Here is a 24,845-nt window from a genome sequence, read left to right on the forward strand (position 1 = left end):
GAGATTTATGAGCGAGAGGCAATCCAACACAGAGCAAGCACGCATGTGGTTTGAAAGCCTGCGCGACCAGATTTGCGCTGAGTTTCAAGCGATCGAGCGTGAAGCCGGATCCGATGCAAGCTTTGCCTACACGCCGTGGGAACGGGAAGAGGAAGGCAATTCTGACCCCGGCGGCGGCACGCAAGGCCTGATGAAGGGCACAGTGTTTGAGAAGGTTGGCGTCAATGTCTCCACCGTGCGCGGCAGCTTCAGCAAGGAGTTTGCGGGCCAGGTGAACGGCGCGAGCGCGGAGAACCCCGGATTTTCTGCGACCGGCATTTCGCTGGTGGCGCATATGACCAATCCGCGCGTGCCCGCCGTGCATATGAACACACGCTTCCTCACCACGGGTAAGGCCTGGTTCGGCGGCGGGGCGGATCTCAACCCGCCGATCCCTAATGAGGAAGACACCGAGGCATTCCACGCCAGCCTGCGCGCTGCATGCATGGCCCACAATCCGACCTATTATGAGAAGTACAAGAAATGGGCGGATGACTATTTTTACATTCCGCACCGCGATAAACACCGCGGCGTTGGCGGGATTTTCTACGATCATCTGGAATGCGAGGACGAGGCGGCGTTTGATCGCAATTTCGCCTTCACTCAGGACGTCGGCAAAGCCTTCCTCGACATCTATCCCAAGCTGGTGCGCGCCCGCATGAACAGCGAATTTAGCGACGAGGACGTCGCCCGCCAGCTTGAGTATCGCGGGCTCTATGCCGAGTTTAACCTCGTCTATGATCGCGGGACATTGTTTGGCCTGAAGACCGGCGGGAATATTGATGCGATCCTGATGAGCCTGCCGCCCAGAGCCACTTGGAGCTGATCAAGCTGGGATCTTGCGATCCTGCTTTAGCCGCTTTCTGATCCGGCTAAGGGCCACCGGCGTCACGCGCAGGAACGATGCAATTTCACGCTGTTCCAGGCGGTGGGCCAGTTCCGGCTCGCTGTTCAAGAAATTCAAATACCGATCCTCTGCGGATAGGCAGAGGAGGTCCTCTTCGCGTTTGCGTTTGCGCTCAAACAGCCAGTTTTGAAACTCACCTAGGGCACCTGCCAGTTGCTCATCCCGCTGCAATTGCTGGCTCAACCAGATGAGCGAAATGTGCCCAATCGTGCAATTCTCCAGCGCGCTCGCACCAAATTGTGTGAACTGTGCACTTGCGGAGGTGGGGCCAAACACGCCCGCGTCGATGATGTAGCTTTTGGTCCACTGGTCGCCTTCGGCCACCAAATAATACAGCTTTACCAGTCCGCCTTTGAGAACGCAGATCGGGGGTGTTTCCGATTGCGGTGCGAAAACGTCAGACCCGAGGGAATATTCGCGCAATCGCCACTCATCCGCCTCGATCGCGCGGGCTTCAAGCAATGCGGCAAGGCGCGTTCCAGGATTTTTCTGTTCCAATAAACCTCGATCAATCGGTTTGCACACAAAGCCTGCCAAAGGTTACGCAACTTGGAAAGAGGAAGAACTGATGAATTTTCAAAATCGAACCATTTGCATCACGGGTGCGAGCCGGGGAATTGGCCGGGCAATGAGCGACCAACTGGCCGAGCGGGGGGCGGCGGCAATCATATGTGCCGGGCGCTCTCGTGGTGACTTGCCAGACAAGATTGGCGAGACGTTGATAAGCTTCATCGAATGCGATTTGTCGCAATCTGGCGGCGCGGTCAATCTGGCGCAGATTTTGATCGCTGAGCACCCGGAATGCTCGGTGCTCATCAACAATGCGGGCATGCAGGTGATGAACGATTGCGTCGCGCCCGATGCTGGCGAGCATGCAGGCGTTATCGCGCAAGAGATCGAGCTCAATTTTGCCAGTCCCATTCTGCTTGGCCTACATGTCATGCCAATGTTGCTTCGCCACAAGGAGGCAGCGATCTGCAATGTTACATCCGGCCTTGCATTAGCGCCGAAGCAATCTGCACCAGTCTATTGCGCGACGAAGGCAGGGCTGGGCTCGTTTTCGCGTGCGCTGCGTTATCAGGCGGCAGCTCGCGCAAAAAACCTGAAGATATTTGAGGCGCTGCCGCCGCTGGTTGACACCGCCATGACGGAGGGGCGGGGGCGCGGAAAATTGACTGCCCGCGAATGTGCCGCCCAAATCATTACTGGGATGGAGCGCGATAAGCCGGTGATCGATGTCGGCAAGACCCGTCTTTTGCGTGCGATCATGCGGCTGTCACCGTCGCTTGGCTATCGGATTTTGAGCCGTGGGTGAGGGGATGCGCAAACCGCTCGCTTTGAGATTGGGTACCTGGGCAGCGGCGCGAGCACATAAGCCGTGGCTGCCGCCAGCCGTTTCGGTTTTTCCTGCGGCGGATTTCCTTGTCCCGATCATGCCCAACCAATTGCTGCTCGCTGGATTGTCGATGCTGGCCCCGGCGCGTTGGTGGATATTCACCCTTGTCTTTGCTGCTGGTACAGCGCTGGGTGCGGGGGCCGTCGCCTTGGCGCTGCAAAGTTTGGGAATGGACCACAGTCTGTTTCTTGCTGCTGATGAAACAAATGGTCCACTAGCGCAGGCGACCGATCAATTCAGGCGATATGGCCTGTGGTTTCTGGCCGGTATGGCCATGCTGCCATGGACACCGCGCCTAACCGTTGTCGCTTGCGCGCTGCTCGGCTTTGGCCCTCTTGCGCTGCTTGCGGTGGTGTTCACCGCCAGATTGGTTCCGTGCACTGCGCTGGCTTTGATCGGGGCATATGGTTTGCCATTGGCTGCGCGAGTCCCACTGATTGGCAGGATCCGTGATAGGATCGGAGCCGCAATTGGTGCGCGCGGCTAGCCCTAGCTTTTGCCCCAACCAGCCACACTCACCTTTTCCTCCCCATAGGAAATGAGGCAGCGCATATAGCGCTTGTGAAATTCGATCGGATCGTCGATTTCGATGTCGACCTCTTGCCATTCTGGGCAGGTCAGGAACTCTTCAAACCCATCGCCCGCTGGCATGCCATAGATGAAATCGTTCACGTCCTTCTCGATCCGCAGGAAGTTGAAGCAGCTCGGCTTCTTCGCACGCGTTAGCCTCCACCGCTAGGGCGGAGAAGCGGTAGACCTCGTTGACCAGAATATGCTCCGAAGTGAGCGCGAGATCGAGGATGTTCCAATCCTTATGCGCGCCGTCCTTGCCGCCCATTGGTTTGTCTTTGGTGCACAGGCTCTTGTCCTTTTTCGGGCAGTGGCGCTTGGAGAGATCGAGTGTTCCGTCGATCACCGCATAGACAACCGGGGCGAGCGATTGGACTGGCGTCGGGACGTCATCCTCTTGCTCGGCTGCTATCTCTTCCTCCAGCTCATAGGCATCGGTCAGCCCATTCTGGCGGCGGAAGAATGCTTCCAACACGCTGTCTGAAAAGAGCCCGAAACGGGTGCCGCCATCGATATACATGGTGTTGTCGATAAAGGCGGGCGGGGCGGCGATTGGCGAGGATGAGCTGGCGATGATTGCGCTGACATAGCAATCCTGGATCGCCGATTGGTCCGCTTCCTCTGCATTGACATAGCGGGTCGCCATATCGCCCAGATCAAACGCCACCGCATCGCCGGTGTCGGCATCGGTCGCGCCGACATAGAGACGCGCACCAGCGGCGTAGCGGCTGGCTACCTTGGCCAGTACGTCGCCGTCTATGAAGCTCTTAAGCCGGGCGCGCAGCGGCTCCAGATTGGCGAACGACCCATGCTCAACCAGGCTGGCGAAATTTGCCGGGCCTGGATTGCCATGGTCCGGCTTGGCATAGACAGTGATAAGTTCGCTTTCGGAATTGATCGTGTAGCCTTCAACCGCGCCCTCTGCATCGTTCACAAAGGCAAAGGTGGCCAGGATGGAGCCAGTGCTGATCCCGGTGACGACTTGAAAGTCTGGCAGATCGCCTGTGCCGCCCCATCCGGCCAGAATGCCTGCGCCAAATGCGCCATGCTCGCTGCCGCCTGACAGTGCGAGCAGGCTGGCCGTTTCGCCTTCTCGCAGGCGGTCATGAGCGCGCAGGCTGGCCTCAATCTCTCCGGCTAGCGGGGATGGCGTGCGTTCGGCAAGGTCCGCCGGGCGTGATACTGGCACGCCTACACTCATGCGGATCGTCTTGAAATCGCACATCTGATTGGCTGGTGTGATCGGCGCCTTTTGACAGCCAGCGGCGGCGGCCGCGCCCAATACCAGCGCCGTGGCGCTCAGTTTTACTGCGATGCTCATGCGTCAATTCCCTCAATCTCGTCACTGTGCCAGGGCCTTATGACGCTAAGAGTTTGATATTTACTTGCTCGATTGCGGAATTGTTTTGCAATATTGAGCGTTTTCGCCGCATCATAGAAACCGGTATGCTGAGGCAATATGAACTGGTGGAACGGGTCAAGGAATATGACCCAGAGGCGGATGAGGCAGCGCTCAACCGTGCCTATGTCTACACCGTTCAGAAACACGGCACGCAAAAGCGCGCGAGCGGCGATCCCTATTTCTCTCATCCGGTCGAGGTTGCCGGTTTGATGACCGATCTTCAGCTGGATCAGGAAACGATCATCACCGCGTTGTTGCATGACACGGTTGAAGACACGCTCGCCACGATTGAGGATATTGAGAAAAACTTTGGCACCGACGTTGCGCGGCTGGTCGATGGCGTGACCAAGCTGTCCAAGATCGAGGCCATGCCAGAGAATGAACGGGCGGCGGAGAACCTGCGCAAATTCCTGCTCGCGATGAGCGAGGATATCCGAGTTCTGCTGGTCAAGTTGGCGGACCGGCTGCACAATATGCGCACGCTGCACTTCATCAAAAAACCTGAGAAGCGCCAGCGGATCGCACGCGAGACGATGGATATCTATGCGCCGCTGGCCGAGCGGATTGGCATGTATGAATATATGCGCGAGATGCAGGCGCTGGCGTTTGAGCAATTGGAGCCAGAGGCCTTTACGACCATCACCAACCGGCTGGAGCAATTGCGCAGCCAGGATGGCGGACAGGTTGATGCAATCGCGTTGAAGGTGAAGCAGGTGCTGGCCGAGGCGGGCCTTCAGGTCGAGGTGATGGGGCGCGAAAAGCATCCCTATTCGATCTGGAAAAAGATGGCGGAGCGTCATGTCAGCTTCGAGCAGGTCACTGATATTATGGCATTTCGTGTGATCTGCGAGAGCGAGACGGATTGCTACGCCGCGATGGGCGTGCTGCACACCACGTGGCAATTTCTGCCCGGCCGTTTCAAGGATTACATCTCAACGCCAAAGTCGAACGGCTATCGTTCGCTCCACACCTCGTTGATGTATGAAAACTCAATGCGGGTGGAGGTGCAAATCCGCACCCGCGAAATGCACAGCCGCAATGAATTTGGTTTGGCGTCGCATTGGGCCTACAAACAGAGCGACAGCGCCGATGGCCAGGTGGCTTGGTTGCGCGATCTGATCGAGATTGTCGATGCCAGCCATGATGCGGAGGAATTGCTCGAGCATACGCGCATGGCGATCTATCAGGATCGGATTTTCGCCTTCACGCCCAAGGGCGCTTTGTTCCAATTGCCCAAGGGTGCAAGCTCCGTCGACTTTGCCTTTGCAGTGCACACCGATCTGGGCGCGCAAACGGTCGGCGCGAAGATCAATGGTCGGCACATGCCGCTGCGCACCACGTTGAATAATGGTGATGTGGTGGAGATTATCAAAGGCAAGAACGCGGAACCACAGCTATCCTGGCTTGGCTTTGTGGTGACCGGTAAGGCGCGTGCGTCGATCCGCCGCTCCGTGCGCCTCAAAGAACGCGCGGAGGTGGCGGCCATTGGCAGCAAATTGTTCGATGAAATTGCCGCAAAAGTGCCCGCCAGGATTGGCAAGAAAGCCATACGCGAAGCGGTGAAACGCCTCCAAATGGAGGAGCCGGAAGATCTGATGTTCGCGATTGGTGCGGCCAAAATCACCGACCGCGAAGTGATGGAGGCGTTGGTCCCCGGATCGACCGCCGATTTCGAAGATGACGCAGAATGGTCCAAGCGCGAGCGGGTGATCTCGATCCGCGGGTTGACGCCAGAGGTTGGTTACACGCTGGCAACCTGCTGTCATCCGGTGCCTGGCGACCGGATCGTCGGCTTACGCCGCAAGGATGAGCGGGTGGAAGTGCACGCGATTGACTGCCTGGAACTTGCCAGCGGGATCGATGCCGATTGGCTCGATCTGTCCTGGGGCAAGCGTTCGGTTGGCGCCGTTGGCCGCCTGAGAGTGACGCTGTATGATCGGCCCGGCACTCTGGCGGAAATGGCTGGGATCTTCGCGCAGAACAAGACGAACGTGACCAGCCTCAATCAGGTCCAGCTTGACCATCCTTTCACCACCTATGAGATCGATTCAGAGGTGCAGGATCTAGCCCACCTTACGCGAATATTGAGCGCACTGCGCGCCAGCGATGCAGTGGCACAGGCAGAGCGGATTTAGTGGGAATAGTTGGTATTGATCACGTTCAACTGGCCATTCCGACTGGTGGAGAGGATCAAGCGCGTGCGTTTTTCGTCGGCTTGCTGGGCATGCGCGAGGTGCCAAAGCCAGCTAACCTATCAAGCAGTGGATGTTGGTTTGAGGCGGGCGGAGTGAGCCTGCATATCGGAGTCGATCCGGATTTCTCTCCAGCGCGAAAAGCTCATCCCGCTATGCTGGTTGACGATCTTGCGGGCCTTCGGGAAAAACTGATGGAAGCGGGCATGGATACGCTCGATGACAAGCCGGTTGAAGGCTACTCACGCTTTTTCACCAGCGACCCCTTCGGCAATCGGATTGAGCTGATGCAGCGCGGTTGATCAGCGCCTCAATCGTTGGCTTCTCGCGGGCTTTGATGGTTAAATTGGCGTTTACCACTCCTTAAACCCGCCCTCGTATTACCCCTCATGTAAGAAACCACAAACGCCCGCAAGCGGCGGTATGAGGAAAATACATTGAGCTTTTCAGCGCATGATTTCGTGCCCGCCACCGGCGAGGAACTGGCCGCAGATGACGCGGATCTGAGCGCAGGTGAAGATCGCCGCAGGCGCTGGCTCGATCGTTTTTCTCTGGTCGGAAATCTGCGGATCGCGATTTTCAGCAACGCGGCCATGGTGCTGATCGTTGCCTTCATTATCCTGAGCGGATTTGCCTACATTGGCAATCAAGGCGAACGGCAAACCGTGCTTGCCTCTGCAGAGGTACGCAGTGGTCATGCTGCGCTGGCGCTGGGCGATGCCTATGTGTCATTGCGCGATGTGACCGAGCGCGGCGAACAGGCCGGGTATGAGCGCGCCTCTGATAAGCTCGAAGACGCTGCTGAGGATATTGCAACAGCGCTCAACTACGGCGGCGAAATGATGCCAACTGACATTCGCTTATCGCTTGAGGATTACCGTGAGCGGATTGAGAATGCGGATGCACGCCTTGATGCGATTGCGGCCGGTGCTGGCGCTGATACGTCCGCAACCCGTGAAGTCGAAAAAGAGGTGGGCACTCTCTACAGCGAGATGCGTGTCTATGTTGATGACCTTCACGTGTTTGTCAGCGGAAAGGCTGGCGATCTGCTGAACATTGTCGGCAAGACAATCCTTGCCTTTATGGCCCTATTGGCCGTCACCGTAATTGGTTCCTTCTTTGGCGGCCGCGTTATCATTCGCAATGTGGTGCGCATGGTGCGCAGCATTACCGATGCGATGGAGCGTATCGCGAGCGGTGATGACCAGACCGAGATTCCCCACGCCCAGCGTGAAGATGAAATTGGCGCTATGGCCCGCGCGCTTGCGGTGTTCCGCCAGGATGCTCTGGAGCTAAGTCAGCTAACCGCTGAACGCGCCAGCGCCGCAGAACGCGAGCTTGCTCAGCAGCAAACGCTCGCACGGGAATCGAACCGTCTGCGCACCGATAAAGGTGAGCTGTTAGAAAGGCTTGCTGGAGGTTTTGAAGTTTCAATCGGGGAAGTGATTGATGCCGTTGGTGCAGCCTCTGCGCAGCTCAAAGAAACCTCGGAAAGCATGGTGAGGCTTGCGGAGAGTTCCGCCGAGCAATCGCAAGAGGCCTCCACCTCTATGCAGGAAACCACCCGCAATGTGACGGCGGCGGCGGCGGCAACGGATGAGTTTGCACTGTCGATTGCAGAGATCAGCAAGCAAGCTAGCGCTTCTGCCACTCTGGCGCGCGAGGCCAGCGAACTGGTAACCGCAGCCAACCTTAAGATGACGAATCTGTCGAGTGCAGCCGATGAGATTGGCAGCATCGTCGAGATGATCCAGACCATTGCTCAACGCACCAATCTGCTCGCGCTCAACGCTTCTATTGAGGCTGCACGCGGCGGCGAGGCGGGACGCGGGTTTGCCGTTGTCGCCTCCGAAGTGAAAGAGCTGGCGACCCAGACCAGCAATGCGACCAACAGCGTGACTGAGAAGATCGGCGCGATGCAAAGCTCCACCCAGTCGAGCGTGGCAGATCTCAATTCTATGGTTACGCAGATCAACGAGCTTGAACGCGCCTCGGTCGTGATTGCGACCGCCGTCGATCAGCAGTCAATTTCTGGCGAAGATCTGGCGCGCAATATCGACACCGTTGCCAATGGCACTTCGCAAGTGGATGCGCAGCTGGGTAATTTGCGTGAGGCGTCGCTGGCGACCGGATCCGCCTCTGCCCAGGTTTTGGCATCCGCCAGCGAGCTTGACATTCACGCCGATGCACTGCGCGAAAAAGCCACGAGTTTCCTCGGGGACGTGCGCCGCAGCGCGAGCGATCTGAATTCTCAGGATACAGAGCTTAAGGTGGTGGGCTAAGCGCGCTGGACCCCTCGGCGCTCAGATTAGCGCCAGAGTGACCTGAACTTGGCTGCCTTCCGCCAGCCCCTCAACCTTCCGCACAGGCGCCTTCACAGGCAGCAACCAGGTGCCATCATCGCTGGGAAAGCACGAGGTCGTCCAGATCGTTTCGCCGATCTTGGCCTCCACCTTTTGCGAACGGAACCCGCGTTTTCGCCCTAGCTCGAGACGCCGCATTGCCTCATTGGCGGCGATGGTCTCCCCCGCCTCGCCATTAATCGTGATAAAGTGCCAGCTGACCCCGTTGGAGGCAGTCCACAGCCACAACGGGCCTGTTTGCGTGATCTGCGCCTCGCTCATTCGCCAGCAGACATTGGCCGCACTGGTACCGGGATGTTGCAGATGTCCGCGCCGCCAGCGGGGACGATAAAGAACGGATCGCGTCGATCTCGCGCGCGCCTCGGCATATTGGGCGAAGGTCTCACCTTCCGTGGAGAGATATTCGAATTGAGGACGCTCCTCTTGCGGCAGATCGGATGCGACGCGAACCGATAGGATCGGTGTGCGCTTATCGGCTTCCTCTGCGGTGTAGAAGCCCAGAGCGCCGCTGCCGCGTGGCAACGAGGAGAGGTGCTCCATGCCGGAAATGATCCGGCCCACCAGCGCGATATTGCGATCAAGGTGGCGCGGCGCATGGCCGATCACAGTGTAAAGCTCCGCGCCTGAGCCAGTGTCCGGCGAGTACCCGCGGCCCACGCCGACCATGCCGTAGCAATGGGCGGGCCACATAAGTGAAGCCCAATCTGATCCCGCAAAGCCAAAAGGGAAACCCCCAAGAAATGAAGTGCGGGCAGCATAGGAATCTCTCATGAGCATATGGACAAGATCCCGATTGGGCGCGACCTCAGCATCCGTATATGCTTCTTTGACTTGCTGATCCAAATCATCGGTTGTTTCTGCTTCGAGCAACTCAAGCAAAACACTTGAGGTGGGTTGCCCATATTCGCTTTCCCCCATCACGCTCAGCCCCTCTGGCAGCGGCTTTGCTTCGCCTTCGCCTTCGCCTTCTGGGTTGTCATAATTGGGATCGCCCCATTGCACGACATAATTGTCCTGCACGCGGTTGACGGTGATATCGTCATACCACTTTGCGCGGGCGAGCTTGCGGATATTGCCGACCCAGCCCTGGGAGAATGGCGCAGGCATCAGCTGGATCACCACTTCGCGCGCGGTCCCTTGCGCATCCGGGGCGAGCGTCATCACCAGCAAATCCTCCGGCGTGATCGCCACCCAGTCAGCCTTCGGCGCGGCATCAACAATCTGGTTCGGGGAGGGCGCGCCTTCCGGTGCTTCTTGAGCGAGCGCAGCGCTCGTGGGTATCGATATGGCGGCGGTAAGAAGGCTCGCGCAGAATAGGATGTGTGACTTCATAAATGCCACCGTGCCACTTCGCCGCTTGCGCGGCAAGCAGAGGGCAGCTAGAGGCGCGAGCCTGCCTAATTGAGGTGGGCGTAGACGGGCGCGCATGCGCCCTATGCGCACGCTTCTTTGTTTGTGCTAACACTTTGTTGTTTGAGCACGGTTGCGAAGCAAATTTCGCATCGCTAGGGGCATCCTGCTCGGATAGAGCATGCGGAGACGTGGCCGAGTGGTCGAAGGCGCACGCCTGGAAAGTGTGTAAAGGGGCAACTCTTTCGTGGGTTCGAATCCCACCGTCTCCGCCACCAACGTGTTTCGCTCTGTTTCCGGGTGCATCAAAATTACTTAAAATCATAGGGATGCTTGACAGGAGCGTTGCTATCTGTTTCGATCACTTCCGTTCTGTTTCATCGATGTGTGGGTAAGGATGTGGGTAAGAAGTGATGGGAAATCTTTCCGCCACTATGCTGCGCAGCTCTCTGGAAAAAGGGCGCTATCATGATGGCGACGGACTTTTTCTCAGTGTGACCGCCAAGGGGAGCCGGTCATGGATTTGCCGGGTCCAGAAAAATGGTCGCCGTAGAGATATAGGATTGGGCAGCGCAAAGAAAGTTTCTTTGGCTCAAGCTCGACAAAGAGCGGTGGAGGTTCGCTCGCAAGTTGAAGTAGGTCTAGATCCTGTGACCGAGCGCAAGAAGGCTGAGGGAATTCCGACTTTTCGAGAGGCGGCAGCGAAGGTCTTCGCCGAAAACCAGAAGAGCTGGCGAAACAAGAAGCATCGTGCTCAGTGGCTGACATCACTCGAGACCTACGCATTTCCAACGATTGGCGATATCTCGGTGAGCGAGATCGAAGGGCCAGAAGTGCGTGATGTGCTGGTTGCGATTTGGCTTGATAAGAACGAAACCGCTTGCCGGGTTCGCCAACGCATCGTTTCAGTGATCGATTGGGCCATCGCCCAAGGATATCGTGAACATCCTTTGCCAATGCCTGCGATCAACAAGTCGCTCCCACGTATCAAAAAGAAAACAAAGCATCATAGAGCGCTCCCTTTTACGGAAGTCCCTGGCTTTCTCGCGAAATTGAGAAAACGTGAGAGTGTTGGCCGCTTTGCGTTTGAAGCTTTGATCCTGACAGCCACTCGATCTGGAGAGATCCGCGGTGCGCGGTGGTCTGAGGTGGATTTGAAGCAGAGGGTATGGACCATCCCTGCGGAACGCATGAAAGCAGAGCGCGAGCATGTGATCCCCTTGTCTGACGCTGCCGTTGCGACCTTTCAGAAAGCTGCCCAACACCGCGAGACTGGCAATGATCTAGTCTTCCCTGGCACCCGCCGCAACAAGCCGATGTCGGACATGACTCTCACAAAGATTTGCCGGGACGCTGAAATTGCCGCTGTACCGCACGGGTTCAGAAGCAGCTTTCGCGACTGGGTGGCTGAAGAAACTGATTTCGATGGTGACATAGCCGAGATGGCCTTGGCCCACGCCATTTCGAACAAAGTGGAGGCTGCATACCGTCGCGGAAACCTCTTGGATAAGCGCCGCAGGCTTATGGATGCTTGGGCGGAGTATTGCGGCGGATAAATGACCTGGCAAGGTCGAGTTTGGGGGCGTGATGGCAGTTGATACAGAGCGGAGCGATAACATAGAGGTCATACCGATATTCGGCAGCTATCTCTCGTTGATAGACAGCAAACCGAACCAAAGCCCCGTATTTTTTTGGTCAGAGTTCTTTTGATTTGATGACCACACCGAAGCTAACACTAGATCCACCACGCGTTAGTACGCGAGGTATTAGCCTAGGGCTGGCGGGCGCCAGTGCAATTCTAGCTGGTCTAAAGTCGAGAAACTCGCAAGTTGCGGCACGAACACTACCTATTCTTGGAAGCGCGATAGCTGGATTTGCTCTTTGGCCACACCTTCGTAGTGCATTTCGTCGCAACCAAACAAGGCTGGAGGCAAGCCGTGAAGATCTGTTGGATGCACAGTCTAATCCAGCCAAGCAGCGGCAATTGATGGCCCTCGAAGAATTTAGGGAAAGGCTAGCAGCGCATGAATTCGAAGTGTTTGAACGCAAACCTGATGGGACGATGCGCAAACTCTCCGCAAACGAGCTTCGTGCCTTTCAAGCAGACTTCGGGCGCAATTTGATTATCTGCTCTGAACCAGACCAGCGTGAACTTGTACGCTCAACTGCCCGGCCCATAGGGGAACTATTTGTCAAAGCCAGTGATGCAAAAGCAGTCTCCATGTTTAGCTCCATCACATTGATCAACGAGCCCGATGAAGAGGTGTTCTCGGACCGTTTGAAGTGGTTGCGAGAGCAGGCGAGAGTCGCGGGAATTGACAGTGAGGGTTTCATCAGGAGTCTCGAACTGATCGAAGGTCTCCGTCATCCCGAGGTTCGGGCGGTGAAGACGGCAGCGGTCTGTGCCAAACTCAGCGAGTTAAACTTGAAGATTGCTAGCATGAGCGTGATTACAAAACTGCAATCAGGCAGCTACCCACCGTTTGAAACAGTTGTGCACAAGCTGCCCCTAAAAAGCTTACCTGGACCGCGAATGAAACGGCGTGAAAAATGATTGAAATGCGCAAAGCCTAGTTATCCACAATCGTTGAGTCCTCACTTTATAGGAGGATGATTCGATGACTGATCAAATGAATGATGGGTTACTAAAGACCGTTGATGTGGTCGCAATAACGCGGTTAAGCCGCACAACCCTGTATCGAAAGCGCCGCACTGACGCATTCCCTAAGCCATGCCAAATTGGCCATGGCCAACTACGCTGGCGCCGGTCTGACATCGATCAGTGGATCGAGCAATTACCTACTTTTGATCGGGCAGATGAAACTCTGGACTCGTCAAAAGCTATAGCAAAAAGCTCTTCACGCGCACGACGGTCAGTAAAGACCAAGGATCAACCGTCTCCCGAGCAAGGGAGGCTGTTGTGAGCAACTTTAGCTTCGGACAAATGGCGGTCGCGTTAAGTCCATCATTGCCGTGCTATTGCTTCAGTGTCAGAGGCAATTTCTCCGAGTTGTATGTCTATTTCGACGTTCTCGCTGATGGAAGCCGCCACTGCTGCGGCGGCAGTCTGCGGATGGCTGGCTCTACAATCGCACTACGTCCAGACCATGCATCGAATATTGCAGAGAGGATGCGCTACGGCATTGATGATCTGCTGTTGGGCTCAATGCCTCTTCCAACGCCAGGAGGCATACAATGACGCCTCCGAAGGACTACAGCCAGGGAACTCTGACACGGCCTTTGGTTCGGCCTATCGGCCTAGCTCCGCCTAACTGGAAATCCAGATAGGTTTTCGAGGCAGACATCGCGGTTGTCCGATGGTTTCGGGATGGGGGAAGTAGGAGGGCACGCACCACGCTACGGTGTAGCCTGTTCCCAGGCTGCTGAAATCCGCAGAAATCTGCGGTTCTATGCTCGACGTAGAATTGTAGGTTGTCGCCAAAAGCTTGCTGAGTTGCAAGCGTATCGTAGAGCACCTGCCTATTCCCGCCGTAGAACGGCAGAAAACTGCGGTTTCGTTCCTAGGCCCTCACTTTTGGGAGGAACGGCATGGCCCAGGTAAATGTTGCTTATGACGATGCGCTTCTCGCCCATATCGACGCGGTCGCCGAGGACCGAGGAATGCCTCGGCCAGAGTTCTTGCGCGCGATTGCGGAAGAGACAGTTCGAGCGAATGAGCAGGGGCGTGCGATGTTCGAACCGCCCGAACTGCCGATCAATCCTGATATGGCTCTAACGCTGGCGACAAAGGTAGAGCAGATCAGCATTGATCTCGATCGGATCCTGCGTGCGGCCGAGCGGCGCGAGCACAAGATGCTTAAGGCTTTCAATGCGACTGAGGAAGCCAATCGCAATGCTGCGAAACGTCTTGGCGATGAGCTCAGCACGCGCTTTACCAATGGCGCCACGCCTTTTGCCGAGATGCTTTCCGAGCATCTCGAAGAGGTCGAACAGCTGCGCAAGGACATTCTGGCTGCTGTGCGTTCACCTGAATGGCTCACAGGAATTGAAGCAAAACTCGACGTCATTGAGGCCGCCGCGAAAGAACCACGCAGCGTGAACCGGTATGAGATTGCGCCCAATTGGAGGCTGCCCGCTTGGCAATGGTGCGCTGTCGCTGTCATTGGTCTGTTCGCTGCCGCCATGGTCATCACGACGCTGGCGCGGCTAACTCCTGACAGCTTGATCGCCACACCCATGTCGCGCGCGATGTATGGCTCAGCTGATAGAGGCATGTGCGAACTCTGGAAGGCGAAGAACAACTTTGATGCGTGCCCGGTATTGGTTGCACTGCCTGAGGAACCTGCGCCATGATGTCTCTGGGTAAAGTCGCTTCCTCGGGCGCGGCAGAGTATTATTCGCGTGATAACTACTTCTCGGTTGAGGCTGGCACCGATCTGAGCCGTTGGGAAGGCACTAGCGCGCATATGCTCGGGCTAGATGGAAAGGTCGATACCGCTGAGTTTGAGCGCATTCTGGAGGGCAGACTGCCCGACGGCAGCGAACTGGGTGCAGCGCGCGGCGACAGACGTCGAGGCCTCGACTCGACCTTTAGCGCTCCCAAATCGGTCAGCTTGATCGCGCTATTGGGCAAAGATGAGCGGGTAGTTCAGGCGTTCCGCGCTTCAGTGTCGCAAACGATCGCTTGGGCAGAGAAGAACCTTGCGCAAGCAAAAGTCTGGCAGGATGGTCGGCAGGTCACCGAGAATACCGGCAATCTGCTCGTTGCGAGTTTCTTGCATGATGTCAGTCGTGAACTCGACCCGCAACTTCATGTGCACGCGGTTCTCAACAACGCGACTCTTGCCAGCGATGGGAAATGGCATGCGCTGAAGAACGATCAGATTTATCAGCACCAGCGCACGCTTGGGGCGGTCCACAATGCTTATCTGCGCGGAGGACTCGAAAAGCTCGGTTACGAAACTGTGGCAGCCAAGAATCCGGTTTTGGGCGAGTTTGAAATTAAGGGCATCTCGCGTCAACAGATTGAGGCGTTCTCTGACCGCCGCGCGCAGATCCTTAGTGCGCTTGAGAATGATGATCGCTCAAGTCCTCGTGAACGGGAGATTGCAGCTCTGGCAACCCGGCGTGAAAAAGAGTCCGACATGGACCGCAAAGAACGCGAAAAAGTGTGGGAGGCGAAAGCGACAAAGGTTGGGCTGAATCTGCAGCCGATCATTGCGGCGGCGGTAGAAAGATCAGCACGTGGGGAGACAATCTGGTCGCGGCTGATTGGTGGCGTCCGCGGTATTCACAACAAGGGCCTGGCAATTGCGGCAGCGATGGGACTGACACCGCGCTCGGGCGATGAATTGATTCCAGAACGTAAGGGCGCGCTTGCTCCGACCGCATTTGCCGCCGCGCAGGCAGTTGCTTCCGCCGCACGCGATCTGGGCGAGAACGAAGCTGGCTTTAACCGGATTGATCTTGTGCGCAGCGCGCTGGGACGGCGCGGGCCGATTAATGCAGATGCTGTTGAAGCGCGCATTGCGCATTTGCAGGACAAAAGTCTGCTTCTCGGCAATGAGCGAATGGTAACGCCCGCCAGCATGCTGGCGCTAGAGCTGCGTGCCGCGCGCGAGGTTGAGGAGGGGCGCGGCACGGTTGGGGTGTTTGCCGACCGGCTCGACAGCGGCCTTGCAGACCCAGCAGGCGGCCATGGATCGTGGTATGCGGCCACTCAACAGCGGCCAGTTGCGCGCCGCAGTAGATATGCTTTCGACAAACGACCGCGTTCACCTCGTGCAAGGCGGTGCTGGAACGGGCAAATCGGCGGCGCTAATTCCGGTCGCCTCGCTGCTCCACGAAAAAGGCAGGCAGGTGCATGTGCTGGCCATTGCCACGCGGACCGCCCGGGAGTTCGGGGAGAAACTGGGTGTCGAGGGAAAGTCTGTTGCCGCCTTCTTGGCGCGGCATCGTCCGCTGCTCGACGGCACTGCTACTCCAGAGCAGGCTGAAACTTCCAAACAGGAACTACGCAGCGCATGGATCATGGTCGACGAGACTTCGCTGGTGGGTACCGAACAGTTCGAGAAACTCGTACGCCTCGCTAATCTGGCAGAGGCCGAGCGTCTCGTCATGATCGGCGATACTAAACAGCTTCAGGCGATCGCAGCGGGCAAGCCATTCGAGCAAGCACAGCAGCGCGGAACGCCGACTTCTCCTGTTACTGAGAACCTACGCGCGGCGTCCCCGCAGATGAAGGAGGTCGCTGAGGCGCTTAATCGTGAGGACCTGCCCAGAGCCTTTGCTGCGCTCAAAGACCGCACGCTTGAACTGCCGCGTCTCCAAGGGGTTGAGACCGCGGCCGCGTTGTGGGTCAACCGGTCGCCTGAGGCACGTGAGCAAACACTGCTTCTCACCATGAGCCGCGCGATGCGCAGCGCGCTCAATCAGTCAGTACAGGAGCAGCGCGCCGAAAAAGGCGAGCTTGGCAAGCGGGCCTATCACAAGACCGTCCTGGACCGTGTGACTGTCACCAAAGAAGGTGCGCGCCAGATGCGCGCCTATCGCGAGGGCCACATTGTCACCTTCAACAGTAATCTGCGTGTCCAAGGGATTGAACGTGGCGAGCGCGGCTGCGTCATCGAACATGACGGCAAAACGGTGAAGCTGCAGATGCAAGATGGCCGAACGCAGAGCTTCACGCCGGATAGGTTACCGCACAATCTCAAATATGATGCAGTGTCGGTCTTCGCCGAGAAGCGCCTCGCCTTGCACGCGGGCGATCCAATCCGCTGGACTGCCAACGATCACGATCGTGGACTGGCCAATAGCGATGTGGCGAAGGTGGAAGGCGTCAACAAGAACGGCATCAGCGTTTTGAACAAAGACGGCGAAGTGATCGGCCTCAAACATGGCGATCCGATGCTTGAGCGGCTCGATCTTGCCTATGCTGTCAACGCTCACATCGCCCAGGGCATGACCGCCAAGGACGGCATCATGGTGCTGAGTGAGAATGAAAAGATGCTCAACAGCGCGCGGGGCTTACTGGTTGCCGCAACCCGGTTCACCGGCGAAGTCACCCTGATCGTCGACAATGCCAGCAATATCGAACGCGATGTCAGTCGCAACGCTGGGGACAAAACCAGCGCGATGGCGATTGCCGTGCGGCGGAGCCAGGTTCCCCGAGCACTATCCTGGCTTCAAGGAAGACCTTAAGAAGCTCTCTGAAAAGCTCGGACCTGATCATACGATGTCTGTTTTGCAGAACCGTGAACGCGACATCACGCTTGAAAAACCACTTGAGCGCAGCGGTGAGCCGACGCGGGACAAGGCTGAGCCAAAACGCGAGCTGGAGCGCGAGCGCGATTTCGACCACGGGCGATAAGTTTGAGCGCCGCGTTGCAAAGAGGTGGTCACGTTAAATCGCTTCCTATTCCTCTTGGACCTGATTGGCGAAGAAGGTGCTGGTCTGCTCGATCAGCTCGCGCGTTACGGCAAAGCCTTGCGCGATCTCCTCGCGCCGTGCGGCGTCAAACGCCTGCACCAATGCGCCGTCATTTGCGGCGTCGGTATCGCGGTTGATCGTCTGGGTGAGCGCTGCGCTGTCTTCATCGCCGCTGGTGATGGTAATCCCGCCCGCTGCAATCGCGCTGAGCGTGGTGCCGGACTGATCGCCCGAGGCCCCCAGCACGGACGGTGCGCCCGCAGACAGAGTGCCGCCATTACCCAGAGCAATCCCGCCCGTACTGCCGCCGGAACGGCTCGCATCGGCTTCTTGATTGTCATTCCGGCCAGCAGAACCCCGGCTGTTATCGCCGCCGCCAAGGCCAGCGAGAGAGCCAGACAGGTTGAGCGAGGAGGCATCATAGCTCTCGCTGTTCTCAATATCGCTAGCGGTCAGAGTACCCGTTGTCAGCTGATTATCAGCCGGATCAGCAGCGGAGGCGATGACGCCGCCCACCAGATTGGTGTTACCCGTTACATTGATATCAAAGCCACCATCGCCAGCGTTAATACCGGCCTGCTCGGCGACAGAGGCAAAGGAACCATCTTCCCGCGTCCGGCCAACCGAAACAGAACCGCCAATGCCTTGGGATTGCTTACCACTACCGCCCTCTGCCGAGCCAGTGTTGCCAAAGTCGGCGGAGACGGTAACGCCAATATTGCTCTGCCGCGCCTACATCAACTGGGGCAGCGCCAAAATCACCAAACCGTTATCTGAAACTCTCTTGCCTCTTTTGTAACGCGCACATCGCTATAGTTGCGGTAGAAAAGCGCGAAGTCTTCAAGTGTCATAGAGAACGAAATCAGATTATAAGGCTCAGGCCCCATGTAGGAATAATCGGCCTGAAACCAGAATATACCGTCATCTATTCGGTAACTCCAATACTCCACACACTGTTCTTCAAGATTGCGCGGCAAATTGTCGATGTGGTTTTCAGGGAAATCACGAAATTCCCGCCGGTTGGGCTGATCCACCGGGTCCATTCTGATCGGGAAAATATAGGGCTCAAAGACCCATTCATCGCCGACCTTCCGGCTAGCGTGCCCGATATCGAAAAAGTTCAGAAGCTCGATAGCTTCTTTTGGGCGGTCCTTTATCTCGCCACTAAGGTTTACCCCACCACTCACAGTACTATCACTCGGATATACTAGCGAAACCAGGATTTGCTTTTTTGCTTCATCCACTTTCAGCTCCTATTGCGGCCAAGCCGGAAACGCCGAGACAATTTCTCCAGAATCTTCAGCTCTCCGAATTCTGATTTTAACACCCGATGGTGAAGTTCGGACATGTGTCTTGCCATCAGCTGGGACCGGATTTCTTGTGTCAGCTGCACTCACTTCACCCAATATCCTCTCTGGCGTCCACGAAGGTGGGAAGAAGGTTGCCGGGTTCGACAAGCCAGTGGCATTCTTCAAAGAAGGTGGCGCATTGGATTTGGGTACAAAGCCCCCATTTCCATCTGCGACCCTCACATTGGCAACAAACACACCGTTGGCATTGCGTTGCGCGGTAGACAAGTCGATATCTAGATTAGGCGAACCTGGCCAATGTGCGCCGCTGGCCTTTGATCCGTTTACATTCCCGTTAATGATATGTTGCTGGGTTGAGGTTGTGAGGGGAATGTTCGGATCGGGAGTAAATTCCGATGCATTGGGCGTAGCGCCTCCATTAGCGTTATTGGCTTCCGGTCCTATTCTCGGGAACTCATCAGTCGTTGTATCAACATTCGGATCGGATGTTTCAGCGTCACGCCCGCCACGTTTGTTGGGCGCGTCAACATCCGGGCTGCGCGTTGCGGCGCGAATTGCCGCGCGGGCTGTTAAGGCTGTGCCGCCGGTAGTTACGGCTGCTGCCACCTCAAATGTGGCGCGGCCCTTGATTTCGCCGAGCACGCGCGCCTGCTCGTCGTTTGGTAACGCAGCGAAAGCTGCAAGCTCGGCTGAGCCTGCGCCATAGACGTCGGTGGCAATTTCGATTGGAGTGCGCGTCTCAAGGAAGACGGCCCCTAGTTGCGGTGTGAGTTCTTATAGCGAGGGTTTTCTGAATAGGGCAGCATGGGATCATGTATATTAACTCCCTCAGAAATTTCCTTGAGACGCACACCAACATATGGGAGCATTTCATCCTGTTCTTCTTTAGGTTTTTGATACCTTAGTCTGCCTCTGAAAAATTCGCGTACAAGATCTAACCGATCAGGCCGCGGTAAGGTAATTTGTTCATTTCGAGTTGGCTCACCGATCAGATAGGACTCATCTAATATCCTAAGTTCATGACCAGCATGCTTGGCCATAAAATGTTCCAGAAAAGCCAGTTCTGATCTATGCGACTCGCCACCTTCTACAAAAATTGTAAATTTACCTTGCTCTGGCCATTCAGTTTTATGTTTGCCTTCAAATTTTTTACCAAGTGAAAACCACTCACCGCAGTCCATACATACCAGCATATGATAACTGCTCATCGTTCTGGCCTCCAAATAACTGTACCTTGAGACGTAACCACACGTACTTCCTTCACTTTCGCCAGAGTACCATTACCCGGACTAGAGAGTCGACGATATTCTGCCTCCAGCAGAGCTGAATTGTTGTCCCAGTAAGAATTACCTCGTAAATCGATTATTACTCGTGAATCATTTGGGTTGGATCACCGGAGTTTCGTTGCGCAGAACGCCTTCATCAAACCCACGGATCAGCGCCTCTGCTGTCGCTGCATTTGTATCAGTTTGAATTTAAAGTGCCGCTACTCAATAGTGCTTTCTTTAAGGCGCTTGATTACATCATCTGGCAACTGATCTGCATCGATTTGAGCCTGATCGGCGATGGTATCCATATCTCCCGATGCGAAAAAAGCAGATCGGTTGGTTAATGGATCATTGCTATCGTCATCAACGGGCCATGCGAACTCGATAGCCGGTTCACGCTTCTGCACGGTATCGGGTATGACGCGTAGTTCGTGCCCTCTATGAATGAATAGAAAATGCTGCATTTCTTCGCTTCCTGTTTGGGCTAGCCTCCATCCATCCTCATGATTATCGCCCAAAGCTGTAAACCCCAACTTTGTACCGGGAATACCTTTATAGTCGGCGTATACAGTTTTTCCTAGAATCACGCTCAAACCGCAATCCAAGCAGGTCAAGAAATAAGCATCACTCACCAGTTTTTCTCCAGGTTATTGGGCCTTCAGTGGTAATTACACGCACTTCGCGTACGTTGTCCAAATCACCATTTTTTGACAGTCTATCAAGTTCCACCCGTATTGCTGCTGGATTGTTCCAAACGCTGTTCCCTCTGACATCTATTATAGCGCGAGTGTCCGACCGCGACAGACCAAGACCTGCGGCACCATCATTACTAAAGTTCTTTTGAGCCGCAATCGCCGGTGCCATTGCCTAGAATGGCTTGAAGAAAGTCAGCTCTTAGCAAATTGTGGTTTGGTAATATCTGGCGGGAGGAAGCCCAGGATTTCCAGATCATAGCGTAGCTCGCGCTGCTCATCTTCAGGAATGTCTGCGATCAATTCATCAAGATCGTGCTCACGCAGCAGTTCCTCGATTCTCGAGGTCGCGTTAGTGCGTCCTGGTTCCGGAGCGAGCCCTGCACAAAGTACCAGAAAAATGGTTTCTGTCATCAATCGTGTGAGTGGTTCTAGGGTAACGCCAACTTCTTCCCAATCCATAAACGCGACGCCAACATCTTCAATCGGGTGCAGCCATTCGCGTTGTTGTTTGACTATTCGCTGACGTGCCATATACATCAACTTGAAACGGCCGCTTTTAAGATCATCATAGTTTCTGCGTGCAGTCAAAATCATTCTCCTACAGGCGGGAGCGGTGAGCTTGGCTCTTGTCTACCCACCCTTTTTACATTCACCGTAATATTGGGATAGCGCTTTCTAAACTGCTCTATAACCTTCAAACAACTGGCACATGGGGGAAGTTCTGTGAACAGATTGATGCTACCACTGGCATTTCTGTTATCGCCCAACCGATCCGCAATGTTATCAAGAATTTTGAATTCCGCATCGGCGCTCCGGTTGATTGGGAAGCTATTGGCCCCTGGAATTGTGTCAGCGTCAAAATTGCCACCGCCATCGCCAACCAAACCGTTGCCCGGCTTATCAACTTGGCTATGCGCTGCAAAACGCGTTTCCACAATCCCTTCAATATTTACATCGGCTAATGCAACATTGCCCGGTTCGATCGAATCCCTCAGCGGCACACTTGCGCGGATATCACTGATGCTATCCTGTGCCCTCGTCAAATCCGCTGCTTCTTGACCCGTCAACTGATCATTGAGGCGTTGTTGATTTGCTGCTGACGATGCTTGGCCATCATTCGGCGCTTCAGTCCGCGCATTAGGCGCATCAGGGGCTAAGCGCCCCAGTCCTTTCGAGCCGATTGTTTCGATACCGAGTATAGCGCCCGCTGCCAGCGCCTGTGCTTCGATCCGACCCTGTTCTTCGGGGCTGGCGTTGAGATAATCCTCATAGCTTTGCCCGGCGCGTTCCAGATATTCGCGCACCGGAGTTTCGTTGCGCAGAACGCCTTCATCAAACCCACGGATCAGAGCCTCTGCCGTCGCCGCGCCGACTTCAGCCGGGTCAGCGCCCAAATCGCCGAAGAATTGCACCGAGCCGAGAATGGCCTCGTCAAGCAGGCGGTTGACCTCAGCCTCGCGTGTTTTTTCCCTGACAAAGGCATCGATATCTGCCTGCGATGCACCCTCGGCGCGAAGCTCAGCAACGCCTTCTTCGATATTCGCACTGGCTGCAGCAAAGCGTTCATCTACGCCCTCTTGAAGAGCGGCAACCGTTTCGTCGAAGATGCCAGTACGCGGCAATTCTCCTGCACGCTCCGCATCCTCATAGAGATTGCTGACATACAGGCTTACGATCTGCTCTTCGCTTAGAACGCTTTCCAGCGCCGAGATGCCAAGATCCGTTAGCGCACTGTTCTCGCCATCAGAGGTGTTGAGATCAGCCAAAGCGCGTGCGCGCACTGCATCTGGCGCATCGGCAAGTCTTTCACCCAATTCGCGAGCCAGAGGATCATCGCTATTGCGCAGTGCATCAATTTGAACTTTGGCTTGTTCCCTGCCGACGAGGTTCTGCTCGATGGCAATCAGCTCACCGATCTGCGTCGTTTCCTGAATCCGAGCGATGTCCTCTTCGCTTGCACCCAGCTCTTTCTCTCGCTCGATCAGCGTCTCTTTAAGTTCCGAAATCTTAGCATCGCAGTTTGCGTTGCCGCGGAAGCATTCTTCAAGGTCTGCTGTGGTGAAGCCAAACCGTTCCTTGAATTCCTGAACGTCTGGACGCGCTAGGAGCGCATCAAGAGCCTCTCTTTGTGTCACGCAATTTGGCCCGTCGGGTGACGAACAAGGCTGTAGAACGATACCAAGAACTTGATTATTCTCGGTTTCGATCTGCGCAGCGGTCACAGCGGCGGCGGCGTCGATGCCGGCGGCGGCGGCGATACCGCCAATGATGGTTGCGACCAGGTCTACGCGGGCCTGCTGGTCCGACAGCGTCGCATCATCGATAATCCGGCCATTCTCATCCAGCTTGACCGTATCTGGATCATACGTCGTGCTGTCTGCGTCCAGCGCGCTGTTGATCAGCGCATTGACGACCACGCTGGCCGATGCGCCCAAAGCGGCACTACCGCAATCGCCCTGACCGCTGGCCTGCGCGCCGCCGCATGCGACAATCCCTTGCAACACAGTCCGAACAGTCTCGCTCGTCTCATTGGCCGAGACCGTGACTGTACCGTCTTCATTGCGCGTTCTGGTCAGCAAGCTGTCGGCGATATCCTTCACCTCACTCACCGCCAGCGACTGAATCACATTGACCGCAGCGGAGCGGGCCAGATCGGTCAGACCGCCAGCGACATTGCCGCCAGCTGCGCCGTTAATGGCGGTGGCCGCGATCCGCGCAGGGGAGCCTGCACCGAACGTGTCTTTGATCGCATCTGCATCGCTGCGCAGCTTGTTGGCCCGATCGGTGTCGCCCGCCGCTTCTGCAGCGTCCGCTTCGGCGCGCAGGTCCGCCTCATCACTCGCACGATTGGCGAAGAAGGTGCTGGTCTGCTCGATCAGCTCGCGCGTTACGGCAAAGCCCTGCGCGATCTCCTCGCGCCGTGCAGCGTCAAACGCCTGCACCAATGCGCCGTCATTTGCGGCGTCGGTATCGCGGTTGATCGTCTGGGTGAGCGCTGCGCTGTCTTCATCGCCGCTGGTGATGGTAATCCCGCCCGCTGCAATCGCGCTGAGCGTGGTGCCGGACTGATCGCCCGAGGCCCCCAGCACGGACGGTGCGCCCGCAGACAGAGTGCCGCCATTACCCAGAGCAATCCCGCCCGTACTGCCGCCGGAACGGCTCGCATCGGCTTCTTGATTGTCATTCCGGCCAGCAGAACCCCGGCTGTTATCGCCGCCGCCAAGGCCAGCGAGAGAGCCAGACAGGTTGAGCGAGGAGGCATCATAGCTCTCGCTGTTCTCAATATCGCTAGCGGTCAGAGTACCCGTTGTCAGCTGATTATCAGCCGGATCAGCAGCGGAGGCGATGACGCCGCCCACCAGATTGGTGTTACCCGTTACATTGATATCAAAGCCACCATCGCCAGCGTTAATACCGGCCTGCTCGGCGACAGAGGCAAAGGAACCATCTTCCCGCGTCCGGCCAACCGAAACAGAACCGCCAATGCCTTGGGATTGCTTAGCCACTACCGCCCTCTGCCGAGCCAGTGTTGCCAAAGTCGGCGGAGACGGTAACGCCAATATTGCTCTGCCCCGCACGGAAATCAGAGCTGTCTTGCAGGCTTTCAATGGCGAGCGAGCCCGCATCAATCTCAACCCGATTTCCGCTTACTTGAGAACCGATGATCTCCAGCGCATCTGGCGTCGCGATAGTGACCGTCTCACCAGCGCCGACAATGCTCTCAATATTGGTGACATCACTGCCAGAGCTGTTGCCCTTGCCAAGATTGAGCGACGCATTGGGGGTGATCCCTTGCGGACCGAAGGTTACGCCGACGCTGACGCCGCTGCTGGAGTTGCTTGATTGCAGCGTGTCTATTTCTTGCGCGGCTTCGATCGTAATTGGACCTTGCGCAACGAGGCTGAGATCGCGGCTTAGCCTCGACTGAAGAACCGGTGATATCGATCGTGCCATTTGCGCCTT

At 56.4% G+C, this 24,845-nt stretch carries 24 protein-coding genes, 1 tRNA gene and 2 pseudogenes; 14 read left to right on the forward strand and 13 right to left on the reverse strand.

All coding sequences use genetic code 11. The annotated features are described in order from the left end of the window. Positions 1-7: 7 nt before the first annotated feature. Positions 8-865: an oxygen-dependent coproporphyrinogen oxidase gene (hemF, locus tag AC0V6Z_RS07750; RefSeq protein WP_472640752.1), complete on the forward strand. Its 858-nt coding sequence runs from the start codon at positions 8-10 to the stop codon at positions 863-865. Here the strand turns inward: hemF and AC0V6Z_RS07755 are convergent, their stop codons facing one another. Next, on the reverse strand, positions 866-1,444 hold the full coding sequence (locus tag AC0V6Z_RS07755; RefSeq protein ID WP_472640753.1) for a Crp/Fnr family transcriptional regulator: 579 nt from the start codon (positions 1,442-1,444) through the stop codon (positions 866-868). A 70-nt stretch (positions 1,445-1,514) separates the two neighbouring features. Between AC0V6Z_RS07755 and AC0V6Z_RS07760 the strand changes: the two genes are divergently transcribed. Both AC0V6Z_RS07760 and AC0V6Z_RS07765 read left to right on the forward strand, forming a co-directional pair. Next, positions 1,515-2,261 carry an SDR family oxidoreductase gene (locus AC0V6Z_RS07760; protein WP_472640754.1) on the forward strand — a complete coding sequence of 249 codons (747 nt, stop codon included), beginning with the start codon at positions 1,515-1,517 and terminating at the stop codon, positions 2,259-2,261. A 4-nt stretch (positions 2,262-2,265) separates the two neighbouring features. After that, the gene (locus AC0V6Z_RS07765) at positions 2,266-2,829 is read left to right on the forward strand and encodes a hypothetical protein (RefSeq protein ID WP_472640755.1); all 564 of its coding nucleotides are present in this window, start codon (positions 2,266-2,268) and stop codon (positions 2,827-2,829) included. Positions 2,830-2,831: 2 nt separating this feature from the next. Here the strand turns inward: AC0V6Z_RS07765 and AC0V6Z_RS07770 are convergent, their stop codons facing one another. Then, positions 2,832-3,014: a hypothetical protein gene (locus tag AC0V6Z_RS07770; RefSeq protein ID WP_472640756.1), complete on the reverse strand. Its 183-nt coding sequence runs from the start codon at positions 3,012-3,014 to the stop codon at positions 2,832-2,834. Further along, positions 2,971-4,233 (reverse strand): patatin-like phospholipase family protein, encoded by a 1,263-nt coding sequence (locus AC0V6Z_RS07775; RefSeq protein ID WP_472640757.1) that lies wholly within the window; start codon positions 4,231-4,233, stop codon positions 2,971-2,973. The genes AC0V6Z_RS07770 and AC0V6Z_RS07775 overlap by 44 nt, the downstream gene beginning before the upstream one ends. A 125-nt stretch (positions 4,234-4,358) precedes the next feature. Here AC0V6Z_RS07775 and AC0V6Z_RS07780 point away from each other — a divergent pair, with 125 nt between their 5' ends. The 3 genes from AC0V6Z_RS07780 (at position 4,359) to AC0V6Z_RS07790 (ending at position 8,788) form a co-directional block, all read left to right on the forward strand. Continuing rightward, a complete protein-coding gene (locus AC0V6Z_RS07780) occupies positions 4,359-6,449 on the forward strand; it encodes a RelA/SpoT family protein (RefSeq protein ID WP_472640758.1) in 2,091 nt (696 codons plus the stop codon). Continuing rightward, a complete protein-coding gene (locus tag AC0V6Z_RS07785) occupies positions 6,449-6,808 on the forward strand; it encodes a VOC family protein (RefSeq protein ID WP_472640759.1) in 360 nt (119 codons plus the stop codon). Before AC0V6Z_RS07780 ends, AC0V6Z_RS07785 begins: the two co-directional genes overlap by 1 nt. Positions 6,809-6,943: 135 nt before the next feature. Beyond that, positions 6,944-8,788: a methyl-accepting chemotaxis protein gene (locus tag AC0V6Z_RS07790; RefSeq protein WP_472640760.1), complete on the forward strand. Its 1,845-nt coding sequence runs from the start codon at positions 6,944-6,946 to the stop codon at positions 8,786-8,788. 21 nt (positions 8,789-8,809) lie between these two features. On the opposite strand, the gene AC0V6Z_RS07795 is transcribed toward AC0V6Z_RS07790, so the two are convergent. Beyond that, complete coding sequence (locus tag AC0V6Z_RS07795) at positions 8,810-9,130, reverse strand: DUF1905 domain-containing protein (RefSeq protein ID WP_472640761.1); 321 nt, start codon at positions 9,128-9,130, stop codon at positions 8,810-8,812. After that, positions 9,127-10,201: pseudogene (locus AC0V6Z_RS07800) on the reverse strand (peptidylprolyl isomerase). Before AC0V6Z_RS07800 ends, AC0V6Z_RS07795 begins: the two are co-directional and overlap by 4 nt. A gap of 203 nt (positions 10,202-10,404) precedes the next feature. Between AC0V6Z_RS07800 and AC0V6Z_RS07805 the strand changes: the two are divergent. From AC0V6Z_RS07805 to AC0V6Z_RS07840, 8 genes and pseudogenes are all read left to right on the forward strand, one after another. Continuing rightward, positions 10,405-10,494: transfer RNA gene (locus AC0V6Z_RS07805), tRNA-Ser, on the forward strand. A 138-nt stretch (positions 10,495-10,632) separates the two neighbouring features. Next, positions 10,633-11,775: a tyrosine-type recombinase/integrase gene (locus tag AC0V6Z_RS07810; protein WP_472640762.1), complete on the forward strand. Its 1,143-nt coding sequence runs from the start codon at positions 10,633-10,635 to the stop codon at positions 11,773-11,775. A gap of 431 nt (positions 11,776-12,206) precedes the next feature. Further along, positions 12,207-12,773, forward strand: a complete 567-nt coding sequence (locus tag AC0V6Z_RS07815) for a hypothetical protein (protein ID WP_472640763.1) — start codon at positions 12,207-12,209, stop codon at positions 12,771-12,773. A gap of 76 nt (positions 12,774-12,849) precedes the next feature. Next, positions 12,850-13,143: a helix-turn-helix transcriptional regulator gene (locus tag AC0V6Z_RS07820; RefSeq protein WP_472640875.1), complete on the forward strand. Its 294-nt coding sequence runs from the start codon at positions 12,850-12,852 to the stop codon at positions 13,141-13,143. Positions 13,144-13,768: 625 nt separating this feature from the next. Further along, complete coding sequence (locus tag AC0V6Z_RS07825; protein ID WP_472640764.1) at positions 13,769-14,533, forward strand: hypothetical protein; 765 nt, start codon at positions 13,769-13,771, stop codon at positions 14,531-14,533. Next, positions 14,533-15,369, forward strand: a pseudogene (gene mobF / locus AC0V6Z_RS07830) (MobF family relaxase); the annotation flags it as partial. The gene AC0V6Z_RS07825 and the pseudogene mobF, both read left to right, overlap by 1 nt. Positions 15,370-15,931: 562 nt before the next feature. After that, entirely contained in the window at positions 15,932-17,380 is a 1,449-nt protein-coding gene (locus tag AC0V6Z_RS07835) for an ATP-dependent DNA helicase (RefSeq protein WP_472640765.1), read from the forward strand. 34 nt (positions 17,381-17,414) lie between these two features. Continuing rightward, positions 17,415-17,549, forward strand: coding sequence for a hypothetical protein (locus AC0V6Z_RS07840; protein WP_472640766.1), 135 nt, complete (start codon positions 17,415-17,417; stop codon positions 17,547-17,549). A 45-nt stretch (positions 17,550-17,594) separates the two neighbouring features. Here the strand turns inward: AC0V6Z_RS07840 and AC0V6Z_RS07845 are convergent, their stop codons facing one another. The 8 genes from AC0V6Z_RS07845 to AC0V6Z_RS07880 all read right to left on the reverse strand — a co-directional run bounded on the left by AC0V6Z_RS07845 (position 17,595) and on the right by AC0V6Z_RS07880 (position 24,836). Next, positions 17,595-18,125 carry a hypothetical protein gene (locus tag AC0V6Z_RS07845; RefSeq protein WP_472640767.1) on the reverse strand — a complete coding sequence of 177 codons (531 nt, stop codon included), beginning with the start codon at positions 18,123-18,125 and terminating at the stop codon, positions 17,595-17,597. 242 nt (positions 18,126-18,367) lie between these two features. Then, entirely contained in the window at positions 18,368-18,853 is a 486-nt protein-coding gene (locus AC0V6Z_RS07850; protein ID WP_472640768.1) for a hypothetical protein, read from the reverse strand. 9 nt (positions 18,854-18,862) lie between these two features. Continuing rightward, a complete protein-coding gene (locus tag AC0V6Z_RS07855; RefSeq protein ID WP_472640769.1) occupies positions 18,863-19,561 on the reverse strand; it encodes an EndoU domain-containing protein in 699 nt (232 codons plus the stop codon). A 113-nt stretch (positions 19,562-19,674) separates the two neighbouring features. Further along, positions 19,675-20,127, reverse strand: a complete 453-nt coding sequence (locus AC0V6Z_RS07860) for a hypothetical protein (RefSeq protein WP_472640770.1) — start codon at positions 20,125-20,127, stop codon at positions 19,675-19,677. A 278-nt stretch (positions 20,128-20,405) separates the two neighbouring features. After that, the gene (locus AC0V6Z_RS07865; RefSeq protein ID WP_472640771.1) at positions 20,406-20,819 is read right to left on the reverse strand and encodes a hypothetical protein; all 414 of its coding nucleotides are present in this window, start codon (positions 20,817-20,819) and stop codon (positions 20,406-20,408) included. 255 nt (positions 20,820-21,074) lie between these two features. Then, positions 21,075-21,470, reverse strand: a complete 396-nt coding sequence (locus AC0V6Z_RS07870) for a hypothetical protein (RefSeq protein WP_472640772.1) — start codon at positions 21,468-21,470, stop codon at positions 21,075-21,077. A gap of 2 nt (positions 21,471-21,472) precedes the next feature. Next, entirely contained in the window at positions 21,473-24,388 is a 2,916-nt protein-coding gene (locus AC0V6Z_RS07875; protein WP_472640773.1) for a deaminase domain-containing protein, read from the reverse strand. Further along, a complete protein-coding gene (locus tag AC0V6Z_RS07880; RefSeq protein WP_472640774.1) occupies positions 24,381-24,836 on the reverse strand; it encodes a hemagglutinin repeat-containing protein in 456 nt (151 codons plus the stop codon). Before AC0V6Z_RS07880 ends, AC0V6Z_RS07875 begins: the two co-directional genes overlap by 8 nt. Positions 24,837-24,845 lie beyond the last annotated feature (9 nt).

Source organism: Erythrobacter sp. SN6-5 (assembly GCF_057364945.1).

Bases quoted from the DNA above. Each gene is read 5' to 3' on its own strand.
- hemF (WP_472640752.1), top strand. From the start codon at position 8: ATGAGCGAGAGGCAATCCAACACAGAGCAAGCACGCATGTGGTTTGAA.
- AC0V6Z_RS07760 (WP_472640754.1), top strand. From the start codon at position 1,515: ATGAATTTTCAAAATCGAACCATTTGCATCACGGGTGCGAGCCGGGGA.
- AC0V6Z_RS07765 (WP_472640755.1), top strand. From the start codon at position 2,266: ATGCGCAAACCGCTCGCTTTGAGATTGGGTACCTGGGCAGCGGCGCGA.
- AC0V6Z_RS07775 (WP_472640757.1), bottom strand. From the start codon at position 4,233: ATGAGCATCGCAGTAAAACTGAGCGCCACGGCGCTGGTATTGGGCGCG.
- AC0V6Z_RS07780 (WP_472640758.1), top strand. From the start codon at position 4,359: ATGCTGAGGCAATATGAACTGGTGGAACGGGTCAAGGAATATGACCCA.
- AC0V6Z_RS07795 (WP_472640761.1), bottom strand. From the start codon at position 9,130: ATGAGCGAGGCGCAGATCACGCAAACAGGCCCGTTGTGGCTGTGGACT.
- AC0V6Z_RS07810 (WP_472640762.1), top strand. From the start codon at position 10,633: ATGGGAAATCTTTCCGCCACTATGCTGCGCAGCTCTCTGGAAAAAGGG.
- AC0V6Z_RS07815 (WP_472640763.1), top strand. From the start codon at position 12,207: ATGGCCCTCGAAGAATTTAGGGAAAGGCTAGCAGCGCATGAATTCGAA.
- AC0V6Z_RS07820 (WP_472640875.1), top strand. From the start codon at position 12,850: ATGAATGATGGGTTACTAAAGACCGTTGATGTGGTCGCAATAACGCGG.
- AC0V6Z_RS07825 (WP_472640764.1), top strand. From the start codon at position 13,769: ATGGCCCAGGTAAATGTTGCTTATGACGATGCGCTTCTCGCCCATATC.
- AC0V6Z_RS07835 (WP_472640765.1), top strand. From the start codon at position 15,932: ATGCTTTCGACAAACGACCGCGTTCACCTCGTGCAAGGCGGTGCTGGA.
- AC0V6Z_RS07840 (WP_472640766.1), top strand. From the start codon at position 17,415: ATGTCTGTTTTGCAGAACCGTGAACGCGACATCACGCTTGAAAAACCA.
- AC0V6Z_RS07860 (WP_472640770.1), bottom strand. From the start codon at position 20,127: ATGAGCAGTTATCATATGCTGGTATGTATGGACTGCGGTGAGTGGTTT.
- AC0V6Z_RS07880 (WP_472640774.1), bottom strand. From the start codon at position 24,836: ATGGCACGATCGATATCACCGGTTCTTCAGTCGAGGCTAAGCCGCGAT.